Annotated in this window: 20 protein-coding genes; 12 read left to right on the top strand and 8 right to left on the bottom strand. The window is 65.8% G+C overall.

Going from position 1 to position 15,013, the window contains the following annotated elements:
• Positions 1–856: 856 nt before the first annotated feature.
• The 7 genes from ACFTR6_RS18640 to ACFTR6_RS18610 form a co-directional block, all read right to left on the bottom strand.
• Positions 857–1,111, bottom strand: coding sequence for a hypothetical protein (locus ACFTR6_RS18640; RefSeq protein ID WP_377958992.1), 255 nt, complete (start codon positions 1,109–1,111; stop codon positions 857–859).
• Positions 1,098–1,382 (bottom strand): hypothetical protein, encoded by a 285-nt coding sequence (locus ACFTR6_RS18635; protein ID WP_377958991.1) that lies wholly within the window; start codon positions 1,380–1,382, stop codon positions 1,098–1,100. Before ACFTR6_RS18635 ends, ACFTR6_RS18640 begins: the two co-directional genes overlap by 14 nt.
• Positions 1,383–1,594: 212 nt before the next feature.
• Positions 1,595–1,987 (bottom strand): hypothetical protein, encoded by a 393-nt coding sequence (locus ACFTR6_RS18630; protein ID WP_377958990.1) that lies wholly within the window; start codon positions 1,985–1,987, stop codon positions 1,595–1,597.
• Between the two features lie 7 nt (positions 1,988–1,994).
• A complete protein-coding gene (locus ACFTR6_RS18625) occupies positions 1,995–2,321 on the bottom strand; it encodes a hypothetical protein (RefSeq protein WP_377958989.1) in 327 nt (108 codons plus the stop codon).
• Between the two features lie 48 nt (positions 2,322–2,369).
• The gene (locus ACFTR6_RS18620; protein ID WP_377958993.1) at positions 2,370–3,650 is read right to left on the bottom strand and encodes a Y-family DNA polymerase; all 1,281 of its coding nucleotides are present in this window, start codon (positions 3,648–3,650) and stop codon (positions 2,370–2,372) included.
• Between the two features lie 50 nt (positions 3,651–3,700).
• Positions 3,701–4,132 (bottom strand): LexA family protein, encoded by a 432-nt coding sequence (locus ACFTR6_RS18615; RefSeq protein WP_377958988.1) that lies wholly within the window; start codon positions 4,130–4,132, stop codon positions 3,701–3,703.
• Positions 4,133–4,592: 460 nt separating this feature from the next.
• Positions 4,593–5,243 (bottom strand): helicase associated domain-containing protein, encoded by a 651-nt coding sequence (locus tag ACFTR6_RS18610; protein ID WP_377958987.1) that lies wholly within the window; start codon positions 5,241–5,243, stop codon positions 4,593–4,595.
• Positions 5,244–5,953: 710 nt separating this feature from the next.
• On the opposite strand from ACFTR6_RS18610, the gene ACFTR6_RS18605 reads away from it, so the two are divergent.
• From ACFTR6_RS18605 to ACFTR6_RS18590, 4 genes are all read left to right on the top strand, one after another.
• Positions 5,954–6,385: a hypothetical protein gene (locus ACFTR6_RS18605; RefSeq protein ID WP_377958986.1), complete on the top strand. Its 432-nt coding sequence runs from the start codon at positions 5,954–5,956 to the stop codon at positions 6,383–6,385.
• Positions 6,386–6,480: 95 nt separating this feature from the next.
• A complete protein-coding gene (locus tag ACFTR6_RS18600) occupies positions 6,481–6,831 on the top strand; it encodes a DUF3846 domain-containing protein (RefSeq protein WP_377958984.1) in 351 nt (116 codons plus the stop codon).
• A gap of 626 nt (positions 6,832–7,457) precedes the next feature.
• Positions 7,458–8,459 (top strand): DUF4192 family protein, encoded by a 1,002-nt coding sequence (locus ACFTR6_RS18595; RefSeq protein ID WP_377958983.1) that lies wholly within the window; start codon positions 7,458–7,460, stop codon positions 8,457–8,459.
• A 218-nt stretch (positions 8,460–8,677) separates the two neighbouring features.
• Entirely contained in the window at positions 8,678–8,845 is a 168-nt protein-coding gene (locus ACFTR6_RS18590) for a hypothetical protein (protein ID WP_377958982.1), read from the top strand.
• Between the two features lie 189 nt (positions 8,846–9,034).
• Here ACFTR6_RS18590 and ACFTR6_RS18585 read toward each other — a convergent pair whose 3' ends face one another.
• Positions 9,035–9,901 (bottom strand): hypothetical protein, encoded by an 867-nt coding sequence (locus ACFTR6_RS18585; RefSeq protein WP_377958981.1) that lies wholly within the window; start codon positions 9,899–9,901, stop codon positions 9,035–9,037.
• A gap of 548 nt (positions 9,902–10,449) precedes the next feature.
• Here ACFTR6_RS18585 and ACFTR6_RS18580 point away from each other — a divergent pair.
• The 8 genes from ACFTR6_RS18580 to dprA all read left to right on the top strand — a co-directional run bounded on the left by ACFTR6_RS18580 (position 10,450) and on the right by dprA (position 14,702).
• On the top strand, positions 10,450–10,722 hold the full coding sequence (locus tag ACFTR6_RS18580) for a glutaredoxin family protein (RefSeq protein WP_377958980.1): 273 nt from the start codon (positions 10,450–10,452) through the stop codon (positions 10,720–10,722).
• A complete protein-coding gene (locus ACFTR6_RS18575) occupies positions 10,719–11,030 on the top strand; it encodes a hypothetical protein (protein WP_377958979.1) in 312 nt (103 codons plus the stop codon). Before ACFTR6_RS18580 ends, ACFTR6_RS18575 begins: the two co-directional genes overlap by 4 nt.
• An 86-nt stretch (positions 11,031–11,116) precedes the next feature.
• Positions 11,117–11,659, top strand: coding sequence for a single-stranded DNA-binding protein (ssb, locus tag ACFTR6_RS18570; protein ID WP_377958978.1), 543 nt, complete (start codon positions 11,117–11,119; stop codon positions 11,657–11,659).
• Positions 11,660–11,734: 75 nt separating this feature from the next.
• The gene (locus ACFTR6_RS18565; RefSeq protein ID WP_377958977.1) at positions 11,735–12,403 is read left to right on the top strand and encodes a DNA-binding protein; all 669 of its coding nucleotides are present in this window, start codon (positions 11,735–11,737) and stop codon (positions 12,401–12,403) included.
• On the top strand, positions 12,400–12,666 hold the full coding sequence (locus tag ACFTR6_RS18560; RefSeq protein WP_377958976.1) for a hypothetical protein: 267 nt from the start codon (positions 12,400–12,402) through the stop codon (positions 12,664–12,666). The genes ACFTR6_RS18565 and ACFTR6_RS18560 overlap by 4 nt, the downstream gene beginning before the upstream one ends.
• 2 nt (positions 12,667–12,668) lie before the next feature.
• Complete coding sequence (locus tag ACFTR6_RS18555; protein WP_377958975.1) at positions 12,669–12,956, top strand: helix-turn-helix domain-containing protein; 288 nt, start codon at positions 12,669–12,671, stop codon at positions 12,954–12,956.
• A 96-nt stretch (positions 12,957–13,052) separates the two neighbouring features.
• Positions 13,053–13,184, top strand: coding sequence for a hypothetical protein (locus ACFTR6_RS18550; RefSeq protein WP_377958974.1), 132 nt, complete (start codon positions 13,053–13,055; stop codon positions 13,182–13,184).
• 609 nt (positions 13,185–13,793) lie between these two features.
• On the top strand, positions 13,794–14,702 hold the full coding sequence (gene dprA, locus ACFTR6_RS18545) for a DNA-processing protein DprA (RefSeq protein ID WP_377958973.1): 909 nt from the start codon (positions 13,794–13,796) through the stop codon (positions 14,700–14,702).
• Positions 14,703–15,013: the final 311 nt, after the last annotated feature.

Here is a 15,013-nt window from a genome sequence, read left to right as displayed (position 1 = left end):
TCTGCCCGAAACCTCATCCCCGGCCAGAGCCAGGGGCGAGGCAACCGCATACTTTCTCCCACCACGGCGCGACAGCGACGCTGGACCGCTAGTCCCTGGTGAGCTGTGAAACTCAGAAAGATGGCGCTGCTGCGCCGCTGGGGACGGCTACATCGGTGGTCTTACGCAATCCTGAGTGTCATGTTAGCGGTACTCATGGAAACGTAATCGGGATGCATAATGAGGGAGTGAGCAGAGGGGATGGAAGGCGATATGAACATGACCGCACGCACTCTGGTATTTTCGCTTGTCGGCACGGCGGTACTTGTGTTTGTAGCTCCCTACATTCTGGGGCCGTTCGCCCCTAACGGCACGGAAACGCTTATCCTGGTCGCTTTCCTTTGGGCCGGTGTCTGGGGCGTGAGCCGCGTGCGCTCAAGACGCCAGATATCGAGGAGCGGTCAGTAGAACGCCCCTGTCGTCATTTATCTTGATGGCCGATTCGATTCCATGAGGAACCGGCTTGGGCTCCTCCGCCCGGCCAGGAGCAGAGCGCTCAGAGCTACGAACAGAACAAGAGACTGACACCTATGCGGGCACCCGGCCTGACCCGACTGCAGGGCGAGGTACAGAAATCGATTGACGCAGGCTGCCGAGCACTCCCATTTCTGCAACCCGGCTTAAAACGTCCGTAAGAGGCCCGTCCGCATAGCGTCCCGTAAGCCGGTCGACTATCCGGCTACGCAGCACTGTGGTGGCTTTCTTTGAAGTAGCTGACAGGAACCTGCCCGAATGCCGGTTCGATTGGACGCCTCGCCAGGGAGCCCTGACTGAAACACTGGACCGCCCCATAGCCTTTTGGTAATCATGAGCTCTCCTACCGCGCGAACAGCCACCCCGGCTGCTCTGCCTCGCGCGGAATTGTGGCACGTACGACGGCAACCGGGTGATCGGCGGGGGCAGCATGGATTGACAATGTCCAGTGAATATAGCCGTCCCATTTGGGTTCATACAGCAGGTTCCCGGGCCGTGCGCGGGGCATCTTCGTGACCACCTTGGCGAGTGCGACTTTCACCGGCGGGGCAAGCCCCGCGGGAAGCCCGGTGCCCGCGGGGTATTCAGCAGCCGCCATTGAGGCCTTCGAGCGTGTCGACCTCGACGGCGTCCAGCAGTTCATCGGTGCTGTTCCCGGTGGTTCGGGCGAGTTCATCCAGGGCGATGAACCCGGTCCGGGCAAAAGCGATGGCCAACTCGGCCAGGTACGCCGCCCCGTTGCGCTGGACGAGGTCGTCCAGGACGGCGTGCATGTGCCCGGTCATTTCACTGGGGCCTTCGGATTCCTCGGCGGCGATGCGCAGCAGGGTCAGAGCGGCCAGCCGCGGATCGTCGTACATCAGTCCCATGGCCCCACACTACGCAGAGCCATCCTCACTGTCAGTGATGGCCTTCGGCAGGTCACTCCCCGGCCTACCCTCACACCGCAGGCCGAAGGTCCACGACCGACTCCGGCTGCGGCGTACTCGGACGCACCAGACTTCAACGCAGACCACGTCCCGGAGCCGGTCGTGGCCCTCGGAGCGGTGTAGGCGCCGAGAAGCCCGGAGGAAGTGAACTCTTACCGCCGGCCCACAGGTGCGGCCCCCGCGGCAGCCCGCAGGAGCCTGACGAGCCGGCCGGTGTCGTCCAGCCGGTCGACCGGCCGGGCGCCGGAGAGCTCGCGGGCCTGGGTCATCATCCACAGGGCGAAGTAGTTGTGCGGTACTTTCGCCTCCAGTGCCGTCCCGAACAGGGCCGTCACCCGGGGGTCGAGGTGCCCGCCGGGCAGGAACTGGAAACCGGGGCAGAACGTCCCGTCCCCGATGAACACCCGAACCAGGGCCCGCAGCGCCGGTTCCGGATCCGGCAGCACACTCAGACGGGCACTTACGTCCTCTAGGGAGGGCAGGCCGAACTCATCGCGCAATGCCGTCCACATCCCGTCCGGGACCGGGCCGGAAAATCCTTGCACGCCTGGCCTAGTCGTCGGTGATGGTGGCCAGGAGCCACTGTTCGGACAGTGGATCGCGGCGCAGCTCGAAGGTCCGCAGCGGGGCCGTGGAGTCGAGGCGGACCTGGATGCGCCAGTGCTCGACGTCGACGACGTTCCCGATCCCGACGGGGGCTGTGCGGCGGGTGTCCCACCACGAGTCCCTGCTGAACCAGTGCACGGGTTCGGCGGCGACTGCCCAGATCCGTCCGTCGTAGCGGACAGCGAGGGGAGTGCCGGCAGGGGTGAAGCGGACGTCGACCGGGAGGTCCAGGGCGTGCGTGTTCAGGGTGGGCGCGTCTGTCGTGATTGTCATGTGGTGGTTCTTTCGTGTGGTGCTTGGTGTTGACGTTTGGTTGTTGTTTTAGGCGGCTTTGACGAGGGGGAGTTCGTCCCAGTGGGTGGTGTACCGGGGGGAGAGCATGTCGCGTTTCATGGTCCAGTCGAGCCCGGTTTTGATCCCGGCGTGGCCCAGTCCGATGGAGCCGCGCCCGTACCGCCGGGTGACGTCCTCGAGGAGGGCTCCGATGTGGCGTTCCTCGTGCGGGTTTTCGAACAGGGACAGGGGCGCCTGGTTGCCGGTGGGGCGCAGGTCGGTGACCATGATCCCGGCCCGGGCGTACCGGACCCCTTCAACGATCCGGGGCAGGAGCGCGTGCGCGGCCCTGGTCAGGATCACCGGGTCCGCGGTGGGCATCGACAAGGGCACGCACACGGAGGGGTAGGAGGTGTCGTTCTGGTTGTAGTGGGACGTGCCGGCGAACGCGGTCAGGACCTTGGCCTGCAGCCCGTGTTTGGCCAGCCGGGCGGAGGCCTGCTGGCCGTAGACGCTCAGGACCTGCCGCATTCCGGCTGCTGTGGTGATGGGTTGGGCGAACGAGCGGGAGAAGATCAGCTGGTCCCGCCCGATCCGTTCTTCCTCCATGGGGATGCAGGGCGTGCCCTGCAGTTCCAGGACGGTGCGCATCATGACGACCGAGAACCTGTCCCGGATCAGCACCGGGTCCGCCCGGGTCAGGTCCAGGACCGTGAAGATGCCCATCACATTCAGCCGCTTCGTCAGCCGGCCGGCGACGCCCCAGATCTCCATGACGGACAGGCGCCCCAGCAGGGTCTCCCGCACGGGGGCGGGGATGGAGTCCCAGTGGCACACCCCGCCGAAGGCGGGGTTGTTTTTCGCCCATTTGTTGGCCAGTTTCGCCAGCGTCTTCGTCGGGGCGATCCCGACGCACACGGGAACGCCGACATTCCGCCGGACCGCAGCCTTCATGGCCCGGCCCATGGCGAGCAGCTCGGCCGGGGTGCCTTTGACGCCGAGGAACGCCTCATCGATGCTGTAGACCTCCAGCCAGGCCGAGTACCGGCCGAGCAGTTCCATGACCCGGGCGCTGATATCCCCATACAGTTCGTAGTTGCTCGAGAGCGCCACGAGGCCCCATTCCTTCGCCCGCGGTGCGAGCCTGAACCAGGGCTCGCCCATCGCGATACCCAGGGCCTTGGCCTCGGGGGAGCGGGTCACGGCGCACCCGTCATTGTTGGACAGCACGATCACCGGCCGGCCCTCCAGGGACGGGTTGAACGCCCTCTCCGCGGAGGCGTAGAAGCAGTTCACATCCACATGCGCGATCTGCGGCATCCGCCGCATCACCGCCGGCCTAGACACGACCGCCTTCCTTTCTGAAGAAATCGCCGGCGTTAGACATGGTGCAGGCACCTGGTCGCCACACCCCAGATCACCAGGTCCGACAGGGCCGGGACCCCGATGTCGGGAAACTTAGGGTTTTCCGCCTGCAGAACCACACCGTCCGGTGTGATCCGCAGCCGCTTGATCGTCAGTTCCCCGTCCAGGACCGCGACGACCACACACCCGTCGCGCGGCTCCAGCGCCCGGTTCACGATCAGCTCGTCACCGTCGCTGATCCCGGCACCCTCCATCGACTCCCCGGTCACCCGCACCACGTAGGTGCTGGTGATGTCCTTGATCAGGTGCTCGTTCAGATCAATCCGGCCATCAAAGTAGTCCTGCGCCGGCGACGGGTACCCCGCCGCGACCGGCACCGGGGACACCAGCACCGACAACAACGACACCCCCGCGTCTATCACGCGGGGACCAACAATAACGCTCACGACGCACCTTTATTCGAACATATCTTCGATTCTTTCAGTGTAGACCCTGGCACTGACAGAACAACTTCCACTCCGTCCGAGTGGGCCGGGGATGGCGTCCTGCCCACAACCGGGGACAATTCCGTTCGGCTTATCCACCGCTGCGGCGGCCGACGGGAACTCCCCCGATGGCTCCCGAGAATTCAGCCGTGGATAACCCGAATTGCCCCCAACCATGGACAGGACGGGCGCCGCGTGAGTGCCGGGCACCGGGCGGGCCGCCGTCACCCAGGAACCGCGGGGGCTCAATAAGCGGCGTACGCGGAATCCGGGGGGAGTAGGCGGTGGCAGCGGGGGCATGGAGCGGGTTCTCCTGGGCGGGGAAACCGCCGGACGTCCGGCGGTTCCGCCGTCGGGAGTTGAGTTCGCGGAGCGGACGCTAACCCGAAGCCGTTATGCGATCGCTGTCCTGCCCGCTGGGTCAGTCGCTGGTGCCGCTGCTGTTCTTGGGTTTGCGGCCCCGCTGCCGTCCGGCACGCCAGCCCGGCAGCATCTTGTCCAGCGCCTGCGCCTTGGCCGGGTCGAGGTCACCAAGGTGTGCCTTTTGGCGCTGGGCGTGCAGCCAAACGCCAAGGACGTGCTCTTCTCCGACCGTGTCGGCCTTGTGGCGGGGCCAGTCGTGCCCGGCCGCCCGGTACCGAACCAGGGCGGAGAGCCGGTCCTGCCACCTGGCTGCGTCGGCCACCGGCCTGGGTAGTCGGTGCCAGCCGGGGAGGACGGCGAGCCCGTTCCGGTACACAGGTGCCAGTGTCCCGGCAGCGGCGTCGTGACGGCGCCGCTCCAGCCACGCCGCCAGGGTCCGCTCACCGGCTGCTGGGGCTGTGCGGGAGGGGTAGCGGCCGGTTTCCTGAACCATGGCCACGAGGCGGTGCATACGCGCGAGACTTTGCACGCTGACACGTGCCTGGGTACTGGCGGCGTTCACGTGCGCTGCCTGCAGCCCCGGGTCGGCGGCCCGTGCCATGGCCAGGTGGTAGCCGACGGTCGCAGCCGGGGCCCGGGTGAGCGCGGCGATCCGCGAGCGGGTCAGCCCGCCCCGGTACATCAACACCCACTCCGAGTTCGGAACCACACTATGCCGCCTGGTCACCACGGCACAATCCTGCCACCCCGCCGGCCCAGGGCTGGCCTTTATCGGCCGCGGCTTCCGCGGCCCACAGCCTGAGGTGTGGGGAGCGGGCGCCTTTCCGCCGGGGCCAGGGTGCATGGGGAGACAGCCCGGCCCCGCCGTGATGGCCTGCACGCCTTGTCTGTAAGCGAGGCCCGTTGTCGGGGATGAGACAAGTCTGTCTTGCCAGCCTTAGAGAAAGTCCGGAGCACCTTGGGGTTTGTTGAACGTTCGCTGAAGGCGCGTGCTCGTTAGGCTCGCCCTGGTTTCCGCTGCGCTCCAACCAGTTGAAGGGCGTCCGCTGGCGCGGCCGGCTGTTGGGTCCAGTGCCGGCTCCGCAGGGCTCCGCCGTCCCTGGCCCTGGTTCCACGTCTTCGACGTTTTTTGGCTGCTGTCCCAAGGGATTGTAAGTGTCCGCTCCGGCCGGTCTAGCCCCGGTTCCGCAGGCTCCACCGGGGCCTGCGGGCCGTGGAATCGGCTCCGGCGCTCCTGCGTCGCTTATTTCCTGCGCAGATTCCACGGTCCTTGCCCCAAGGGGTAGACAGGCCTCCGTCGGCCACAGCTCCGCAAGCTCCGCCAGCAGCCAAAACAACGCGGGGGAGAAGGGGACGCTGGCCGGTCACCACGGGGCCGCCCACCCCACCAACCCTTTCGGCAAAAAAAGGAGTAACACCATGAACGCAGTCACTACGAGGACCGTGACCACCGCCGACACCGGAGAAACAGTCCACGACGTGCCCGTGCTCGTCGACTACCACATGAACGACGGGTACGACTGGATGGACGTCATCGCAGAGCACGGCTGGGCCGTGATCCCCAGCTGGGGCTGCGACGGCTGGGACCTGGGCCAATGGCCTTACGTCATGGTCGCCGGGATCCGCACCGCGGACGGGATCGGCAACCTGTTCGGCATGGCCACCTACTGCGAAGGCGACGTACGCACGTACTGGTTCAGGACAAAAGCCAGGTTCTGGACCGCGATCAGCGAACAGGCGTTCTTCCACTGGAAGAACGGACAGGCCCAAGGCCCAGACGACCTGCCCGAGACCGCCGCCGAAATGCCCAGCCGCTACCGGATGCCCTGCACCCTCACAGACGCGGCCTAACCCCACCACAAGCCGCTGCCCCGCCCCTGAACGGCGGGGCACCACACCACGCCATACACACCAACCCAACACACATCATCTGAGAGGACAACCCGATGAGTACCTGCACCGCCCTGATCATCCCCGCCGACCTGAACGAACCGGCCCGCGTGGAAACCATCGACGCCGGACTGGAGACGCTGCAAAACCTCGTGGCCGGGAACATCGAAGCCGTAAGCGGCGACGACTGGCACTTCTACCTGAACGAGGAAGGCAAAATCCTGAACCTTCCCCCCAACCGCCGCACCGCGATGCTGGTCCTCGAAGAAACCGGGATGCTGGCCGACGTGTACTGCGGGAACGTCGTGTTCCTGGGAGAAACCCATGACGGGGACGAGGGCAACGTGCCTCAGCACCTGATCGACCTCGCACAACAGCTCTTCGCGCTGGAACAGGAAGCCGCCTGACCGGGCCGGGCACCCACTTACTCAAGTCAATAAGTGGGTGCCCACCTCCGGCGTAGGGGCCCGGTTTGCACGGGCGGTCCGCCGCCACTGGCCGGCCTGGGTGCGTGGTCGCCGGCGGAGGACCGCCATCCCGCCAGCGGCCTCCACACCTCACCTGCTGTACGCGGCAAGACGCCACGGGGATGAACCTTGGGTGCGACCGGTGGGGAGAGGAAGTGCATGCTCGCAGGGCTCGCACCCGGTCGGGCGTCCACTCCGCAAGCTCCGTGGCCGGCTGTTGGGTGCTGCCGGTCCGTCGCAGAGCTCCGGTCCGTCATCACCTGCTGTGTCTACGACGTTTTGGCTGCTGTCCCAAGGGATTGTACGTGTCCGCTCCAGCCTGTCGAGCCCCGGTTCCGCAGGCTCCACCGGGGCCTGCGGGCCGGGAATTTCCCTGCGGCGCTCCTGCGTCGCTGATTTCCTCCGGGAATTTCCCGCCCCTTGCCCAGGGGTAGACAGGCCTCCGTCGGCCACAGCTCCGCAAGCTCCGCCAGCAGCCAAAACAACGCGGGGGAGAAGGGGAAGCTGGCCGGTCACCACGGGGCCGCCCACCCCACCAACCCTTTCGGCAAAAAAGGAGCAACACCATGACTGAAAAACTGACCATCTCCGGTTCGGCTGACCTGATCGCCGCCGTCCCGCACCTGCTGGGCGTCCAGCCGAAGGAATCCTTCGTCGTGCTGACAGCCCGCGCCGGATCTTTGGGGGCCAGCCTGCGCATGGACGCCCCGGCAGAAGCCGCCCCGGGCGATTACGCGCAAATCCCGGGCGATTACGCGCAGATGATCACCACCTACGCAGCCCACGACGACAAGGCAACGGGATCCTACGTCATCGTCTACACCGACGAAGACCCGGAGTACGGCTACCCCTACGCCGCACACGTCGCCGCTCTCACCACCGAGCTGGCAACGGCACGGATGCCCGTCCGCCTGGTCCTGCTGGTCACCAGCACCTACTGGGCCACCTACGGCACGGCCGAAAAGAACCCGCTGGACGAGGTCAGGGACAGCAACGCCAACGTCACGCTGACCTACTACGGGTCCGCCCCGCACCTTGAGGTGTACAACGCCGAGCTGCTGGGCACGTGGGCGCCGCCCGTACAGGCCCCGGAAGGCACCGAGGAGGACCTCGAAACCGCATGCGAGACGTGGGCGGCCACGCTGGACGGGACAGGCATGCCGGACACGGACACCGCCCGGCAGTTGGCGGCAGCATTCCAGCACCGTCACATCCGCGACTACCTGTTCCGGGACACCATCACCACCCACAACGGCAGCTTCGGTGACGTGCTGACCGGGAAGTTCACCGCCCGTCCCGACTGGGACCGCGTGGACCGCGCCGAGGCGATCGCGTTCGAGCTGATGAAGGCCGTACCGGCCGGGCAACGCGCCCCGATGCTGACCCTGATGGGCTGGCTGGAATGGCTCAAAGGCCGCGGATCCCACGCCGACCGATACCTGAAACTCGCCGCGGAGGACGTCCCGGATTTCCGCCTCGCGGTGCTGCTGCGGGAACTGATCAACCGCGGCCACGTCGCCGACGTCGCCCGCGACGCTGACACCGCCTACAAGCGCCGCCTCATCTAGAAGAAGCGGGCCGGGCCGGATCAGCACACGATCCCGCCCGGCCCACTTCCACGCGGTGGCGCCGGCGGCCTCCGCCGCTGCGCTCCCCCGGCCGCCGGTAACGCTGCGCGGGCGAAGCCACCTTTGCCAGCCAGCGCGCAGAAACCACGGCTAGGGTGAAAGGGACAACACCGTCCTATTCATCCAGCCAGGTTCACTTAGGCACAGGGGGAGCAGCCGTGACAGAATTCCGCATGACCGACGACGACACTGTCGGCCCCGACGCCAGCCACCTCGAAGACCTGATCGAACTGAGCCTGCTCACGGCAGCAGACAAGGGCCGCGGCCCCGTGGACTATCCCGTCAATGACCGCCGACTGCCCGAGATCGAGGTGGACGAGCCCTAAACCAGGAGGCAGCGCGGGGGCTGCCCCGCACGGATTTCCTCATTCTGTATTAGCGGTTCCATTGGAGCTTCCGAAACCGCTAAGTGTGACGGGTTTCCTTTGGCGTCGAAGGTATCCACGTTTGCTCTGTCACCGCGGCCTGGACCGGCCTGGTTCTGCATCTCGAGACAGCTGAAACCAGTGTGCCGGCTAGCTCTGCGTTGTGCATGGATCAGGCAGATCTTGCCAGCCAGGAGGCGCGGTAACCAGGTTCTCACAGACGCTACCCCACAGACGGACCTGCTGGTATTGGGCCTCGTCGGGAGATTCATCCATTACCGGCTGCCTTTGATCCTCCGGCACCAGTTTTTGCTTGTGCGTTTTGTCACCATCCAGAACCGTCATTTCCAGTTGCGGCCGGCAAACCATTCCTGCTGGCGGTTCCAGGTCAATCATCAACACATGACTTTCGTCCTTTTGAAGCACGATGGTCTTGTCCGGGAAGAAAGGCTTCTTTTCGGCCGCAGTTGGGTCTTTTAAATACACGTGTTGGTTCGCCGCACCGATATCGAGGCCGACCCTGATGGACGGATCAACGTGGGGCATAAAAGGCCTGTTGAGCCAAACAAGCGTTCCTCCCCGGGCAGCTGCGGAGCAATCAGAGATATCACGAATATCAGTGACCCTCACGGAGTCGGGCCGTCTCCCGGTGATGATGACCATCATGGAGCGGGGCCCAATCACTGTGCCGCCACGTGCCGCCAACAAGTCTGCCTGTTGTTGAGCTCCGGCCGGGTACACCTTGGCGGCGTCTTCCCTCGAAACCGTGACTTGAGGCGGCAGGGAAACCGCCTGATCGCTCCTCTCGGCCTCCACGTCTACTTGCACAGTGACCGGATCCCCATACCGGTCCGCGTCGAAGAGCATGGTCAGGCCACCAGTGAAAACTTCTGTCAGCCACGCCGCGATAGCGGCTGCCATGATGCCGCCGATCCAGACAAATGGTTTGCGCCACAGCGCTTTCGAAGTGTGCCTCGACCCTGGCGAATGATTGTTGTGGGGCTGCGCCGAGGACATGGCCCCTCCCGTGGTGTGAGCCTTCCCGCATTTTGCTTAAGGCTAAGAGCTGCATAAATCAAGGTCAATCCCACAAGGAATCCGAAAAGCCATCCCGGAAACCCTTCCTCAACGCACTGCTGCAAACCTATTGGGAATGCTTTCCCATACGTATTTTGTCCTTTCGGAAGTTTCATGTGCAGCGCCGGTGAATCAGCCGAGCAGATTCACGGGGCCGGCGCAGGGGATACGTATTTGCTCTCCCGGCCTCCTTCACATCGAAAAGCAAGGCCACGGACCGGAACAGGAAGCCGTGGGTGCGAGTTGCTGCCTATCCAGGGGAAGCGTGGCAGGGCTTTTACTGCGGCTCTATTCCGAGGACCGGATGCCGGTGGCTATTCGCCGGGAGCTGACGGCCCCGCCCCGCGATCACTAACAGTTTAAACGAGAAAAAACCGCTAGAAATCGCGGCAAAAGCACTATTCATTCACCTGAATGATTGGTAGAATGGAGGTAGAAAGTCAGCCAGACGAACCTAACCAGAAGTGATACGAAACCAAGGACTGAAAATGACTCTCACCATCTACACCAAGCCCTCCGGATGCTTCGGCTGCACCAAGACCAAGCACAAATTCGTTGAGGCCGGCCTCCCATTCCGCGAAGTGGACGTCACCACCAACCAGGCCGCCTTTGACTACATCACCGAAGAACTCGGCTACTCCCAGGTCCCCGTCGTCGTCTACGACCGGGACGGCACCGAAAACCACTGGTCCGGACTGAACCCGGAAAAAATCCAGCAAACCATCGACATCGAAACCCGCCAGGAAGGGGCAGCATCATGACCATCACCAAAGACACCATCGACCGCATCCTCACCGAACAGGACATCCCGGCCGAACTCCAGGCCGACGAGGAACTCCGCGCCATCGCTTGGAGCATCGCCCGCCTCGACGCCCCCACCACGCCGCCCGAGGAGCGCTTCTACGCCGCCAGATCCGAAATGGAGGCCGACCTCCCCGAAGAGGGGTACTACATGCTCCCTAACCGGGCCGCCCTGCAGGAGATCTATCTCTACCAGTTCTGGGACCGGACGAGGGAACTCCTGTACGGGGACGAGGAAGACCTCGACCCCGACGACAACGCCGCCTAGAACCAGGGCGCCGGCCACCAAGGCCGGCACCCCCGCATGACCACTACCCGCCGATACGCAACCAGTGAAGAAAAGGAACGAAACCAATGAACGGCGAAACCAGCACCACCATCATCGGCAACCTCACCGCAGACCCCCGGCTGCATTCCGTCAGCGGGGCAGCCGTCGCGAACTTCACCATCGCCTCCACACCCCGGTTCTTCGATGCCCAGGCAGGGGAGTGGAAGGACGGGGAGACGCTGTTCCTGCGCGCCACAGCATGGCGCGGCCTTGCCGAAAACGCCGCCGCCTCCCTGGCCAAGGGATCCCGCGTCGTTGTCACCGGCAGGCTAAAGCCGCGCACCTACGAGACGAAAGCGGGGGAGAAACGCACCGTGATCGAGCTCGACGTCGACGAGATCGGATTGTCACTTCGCCGCACCGCGATCCCCCGCGCGCCCGAACCAAACCCAGACGCCACGGAGGCGACCGTCACAGCGGAGGCGGAGACCGAAATCGAGGACCGCCGAAAGCGCCAGTTCACAATCAGCCCCCGCCTCTACACCGACGACGACATCTGGTTCGGAAAGCAGGCCAACCCCAGTGGACGCGTCGACCTCCCCGCCGTGCCCGAAGAGCCAGCCAATTAGCCCGGCGAAGGGGGCGACAAGGCACCAGTAGTAGGAGTAGTATTGTTACTACTCCTACTACTGCTGAGGACCGCGATGACCCAGAGCGTGAAAGACCGTGTGTATGCCGCCGCTGAGCGGATCAGCGCCGATCGGCGCCCGACCGTCTCCACCGTCCGCGCCGCCGCTGGTGTCAGCAACGCCGACGCGACCCGGTACCTGAAGGAATGGTCGGAGGAACGGCAGGCCGCCGGCAGCCGGCTGGCCGCGACCCCGACCGTCCTGCTCGAGGCCTCCGCGCGGCTGGCCAGCACCGCCTGGGCCGAAGCCTCCGCCCTGGCCGACGAACGGCACGCCGCCGTAGAAGCAGCATGGGCGCAGGAACGCAACGACAAAGACGCCGAGATCGCCGAGCTCGTCGCCGACCTGGACCGCCTCACCGAAGAACACGACACCACCGTGTCCGGACTAAAGACCCAGGTCGAGGAACTGCAGGCACAGCTGGGAGCCCTGTCCAGGGAACTGGACCAGGCGCGCGCCGCGGAACAGGAAGCCACCGCCGCCGCAGCAGACACCGCGACAAAGCTCGCCGCCGCCACCGCCCGGGACACCGCCCTGCAGGCAGCCTACGACGCGCTGCTCGCCCGCATCACCCCACCCGGACCCGGCACCATCAACCACGCCCCCAGCGACCACACCGCCACCACCGACGCCGCCAACCGGGACGCCGGCGATCAGGATGCCCGGGAAGACGGTAGCCGATGAGTCCGAAGAAGATTGCCCGCTTCACCCCCTACTTCACCGAGGAGCAGGCGGGCCAGGTCCGTGCGGCGTTCCAGGCCGCCGGGCACCTCGAGGGCGACGCAAGCGTCTCGGACTTCATCGTCCGCGCGACCATGCGCGAAGTGAAACGCCTGCAACGCAAACACCACCAGGGCCGGGTCTGGGAACCCGTCCCGGCAGGGTCGCTCCGGCGCGGGCAACGCACCCTCAACGAAATCCGCCAGCGCGACACCAAGGACAGCTGACCATGCCCCGAAAAAACACCGAACCGACCACGGAACCGGAGGTTCCGGCTGGCCGGGAGCTGCCGCGGATGCTGTCCCTGGAGCAGGTCCAGGAGGTTCTGAACATGAAGGCACCCCAGGTGTATTCGCTGGTGCGCAGTGGAGAATTGAAGGCCGCACAATTTGGTGGCCGCGGTGTTTGGAGGGTCCGCCACGACGACCTCTTGGCGTACATCGACGCCGCCTACGCCAAGACCGCCGAGCGGATCGCTTCCGGACAAATCCCGGAAGACACGACCCCCGAAGCCTGACTTAAGCTGCTCTACACGCCAGGCAGGTGCTTATGGGCCGTGTATCCGGGCAGCGTCCGGACATCACTACGACTCCGGTTCCTGGAAGAAGCCAGAGTGTTCACAGACGTTTACTGCCGCAACGTCGTGTTCCCGGGAGAGACCCGCGACGGGGACGAGGGCAACGTGCCTGAGCACCTGATCGACCTCGCACAACAGCTCTTCGGGCTCGAACAGGAAGCCGCCTAAACAGGCCGGGTACCCACTTACTCAAATCAGTAAGTGGGTGCCCACCTCCGTTGGAGGGTCCGGTTAGCGCGGGCGGTCCGCCGCCCCTGGCCGGGATTGAGTGCTTGGTCACCGGCGGCGGACCGCCATCCCGCCAGCGGCCTCCACACATCACCTACTGCATGCGGCAAGCCGCCACGGGGACGAGCCTGGGCGCGACCGGTGGGTACCAGGAAGTGCGTGCTCGCAGGGCTCGCACCGAGAAGGGCGTCCGCTGGCGCGGCCGGCTGTTGGGTCCAGGTGGCGCCGTCGCAGGGCTCCGGACCCCCTGGCCCTTTTGTGTCTACGACGTTTTGGCTGCTGTCCTTCGGATTGTAAGTGTCCGCTCCGGCCGGTCTAGCCCCTCCGTTCCTCCGGGGCCTGCGGCCCGCAAAATCGGCTCCGGCGCTCCTGCGTCGCTTATTTCCTCCGCAGATTCAACGGTCCTTGCCCAAGGGGTAGACAGGCCTCCGTCGGCCACAGCTCCGCAAGCTCCGCCAGCAGCCAAAACAACGCGGGGGAGAAGGGGACGCTGGCCGGTCACCAGAGCCGCCCCACCCACCAACCCTTTCGGCACAAAGGAGCAACACCATGAACGACCTCATTGCACGCGCAGCGCTGACCCGCCTCTTCGAACCCCACGACACCGTCGGGCGCACCCTTGTGGGCAGGCTCGGCGCGTACGCTGCACTGCGGCTGGCCACCGGCGCCCAACCCGCCCACACCCTCCCGGACGTGACAGACGAGGAACTGGCCGGCGCGCTGCAGCGCTGGGCGCCCCGGGTACCTGATCTGGACCCGGAAAAGGATCTGGCCGCCATCGAACGTGTGGGCGGCGGCTTCCTGATCCCCGGCGATGAGCACTGGCCCACCGGCCTGGATGACCTTCCGGACGCGCCCCTTGGCCTCTGGTACCGGGGCAACATCGGGAACGGGATCCCGAACCCGTCCAGCTGCGCCGCACTGGCCGGCTCGAGGGACTGCACGAGCTACGGCGCGGCCGTGACCGCCGACATCGCCCACAGCCTGGCCCAGCGCGGCATCTGCGTCATCGCAGGACTCGGCTACGGCATCGACGCCCACGCCCACCGCGCCGCACTGGCCGGAGCCACCGGGGACGGCCCGGCCACCATCGCCGTCCTCGCCGGAGGCCTGGACCGCGACTACCCCTCAGGCAACGCCGACCTCGCAGCCGCCATCCGCGCCACCGGGCTGACGCTCTCCGAGCTGCCTCCGGGATCCGCCCCTACCCGGCACCGCTTTGTGCAAAGAAATCGCCTGATTGCAGCCCTCTCCGGGGTTACCTGCATAGTGGAGGCGCGTTGGCGGTCAGGTGCGCTGATCACCGCCCACCATGCCGAAACTATCGCCCGGCATGTCGCGGCGGTGCCCGGCAGCGTCCACAGCGCCAACTCCGCAGGATGCCACCGGCTCCTCAGAGAAGGCGGAGCGGTACTGGTGTCCGACGCGGCCGAACTGACCGAACTCCTCGCCAGCTAAACCCTTCCGGTGGCCGTCCCCCTGCCGGGGCGGTCACCGCGGGCGGTCCGCCGCCAGTGGCCGGCCTGGGTGCGTGGTCGCCGGCGGCGGACCGCCATCCCGCCAGCGGTCCCCTCGCATCACCTGCTGCACGCGGCAAGACGCCACGGGGACGAACCTTGGGTGCGACCGGTGGGGAGAGGAAGTGCATGCTCGCAGGGCTCGCACCCGGTCGGGCGTCCACTCCGCAGGCTCCGCGGCCGGCTATTGGGGCCAGGGGGCGCCGTCGCAGAGCTCCGGACCCCCTGGCCCTGTTTTGCCTACGGCGTTTT

It is taken from the genome of Arthrobacter sp. NPDC057009 (genome assembly GCF_042673905.1).
Lineage (GTDB): Bacteria > Actinomycetota > Actinomycetes > Actinomycetales > Micrococcaceae > Arthrobacter.
Note: the sequence above shows the minus strand (reverse complement) of the source record. Positions and strands in the feature narration are given on the sequence as shown.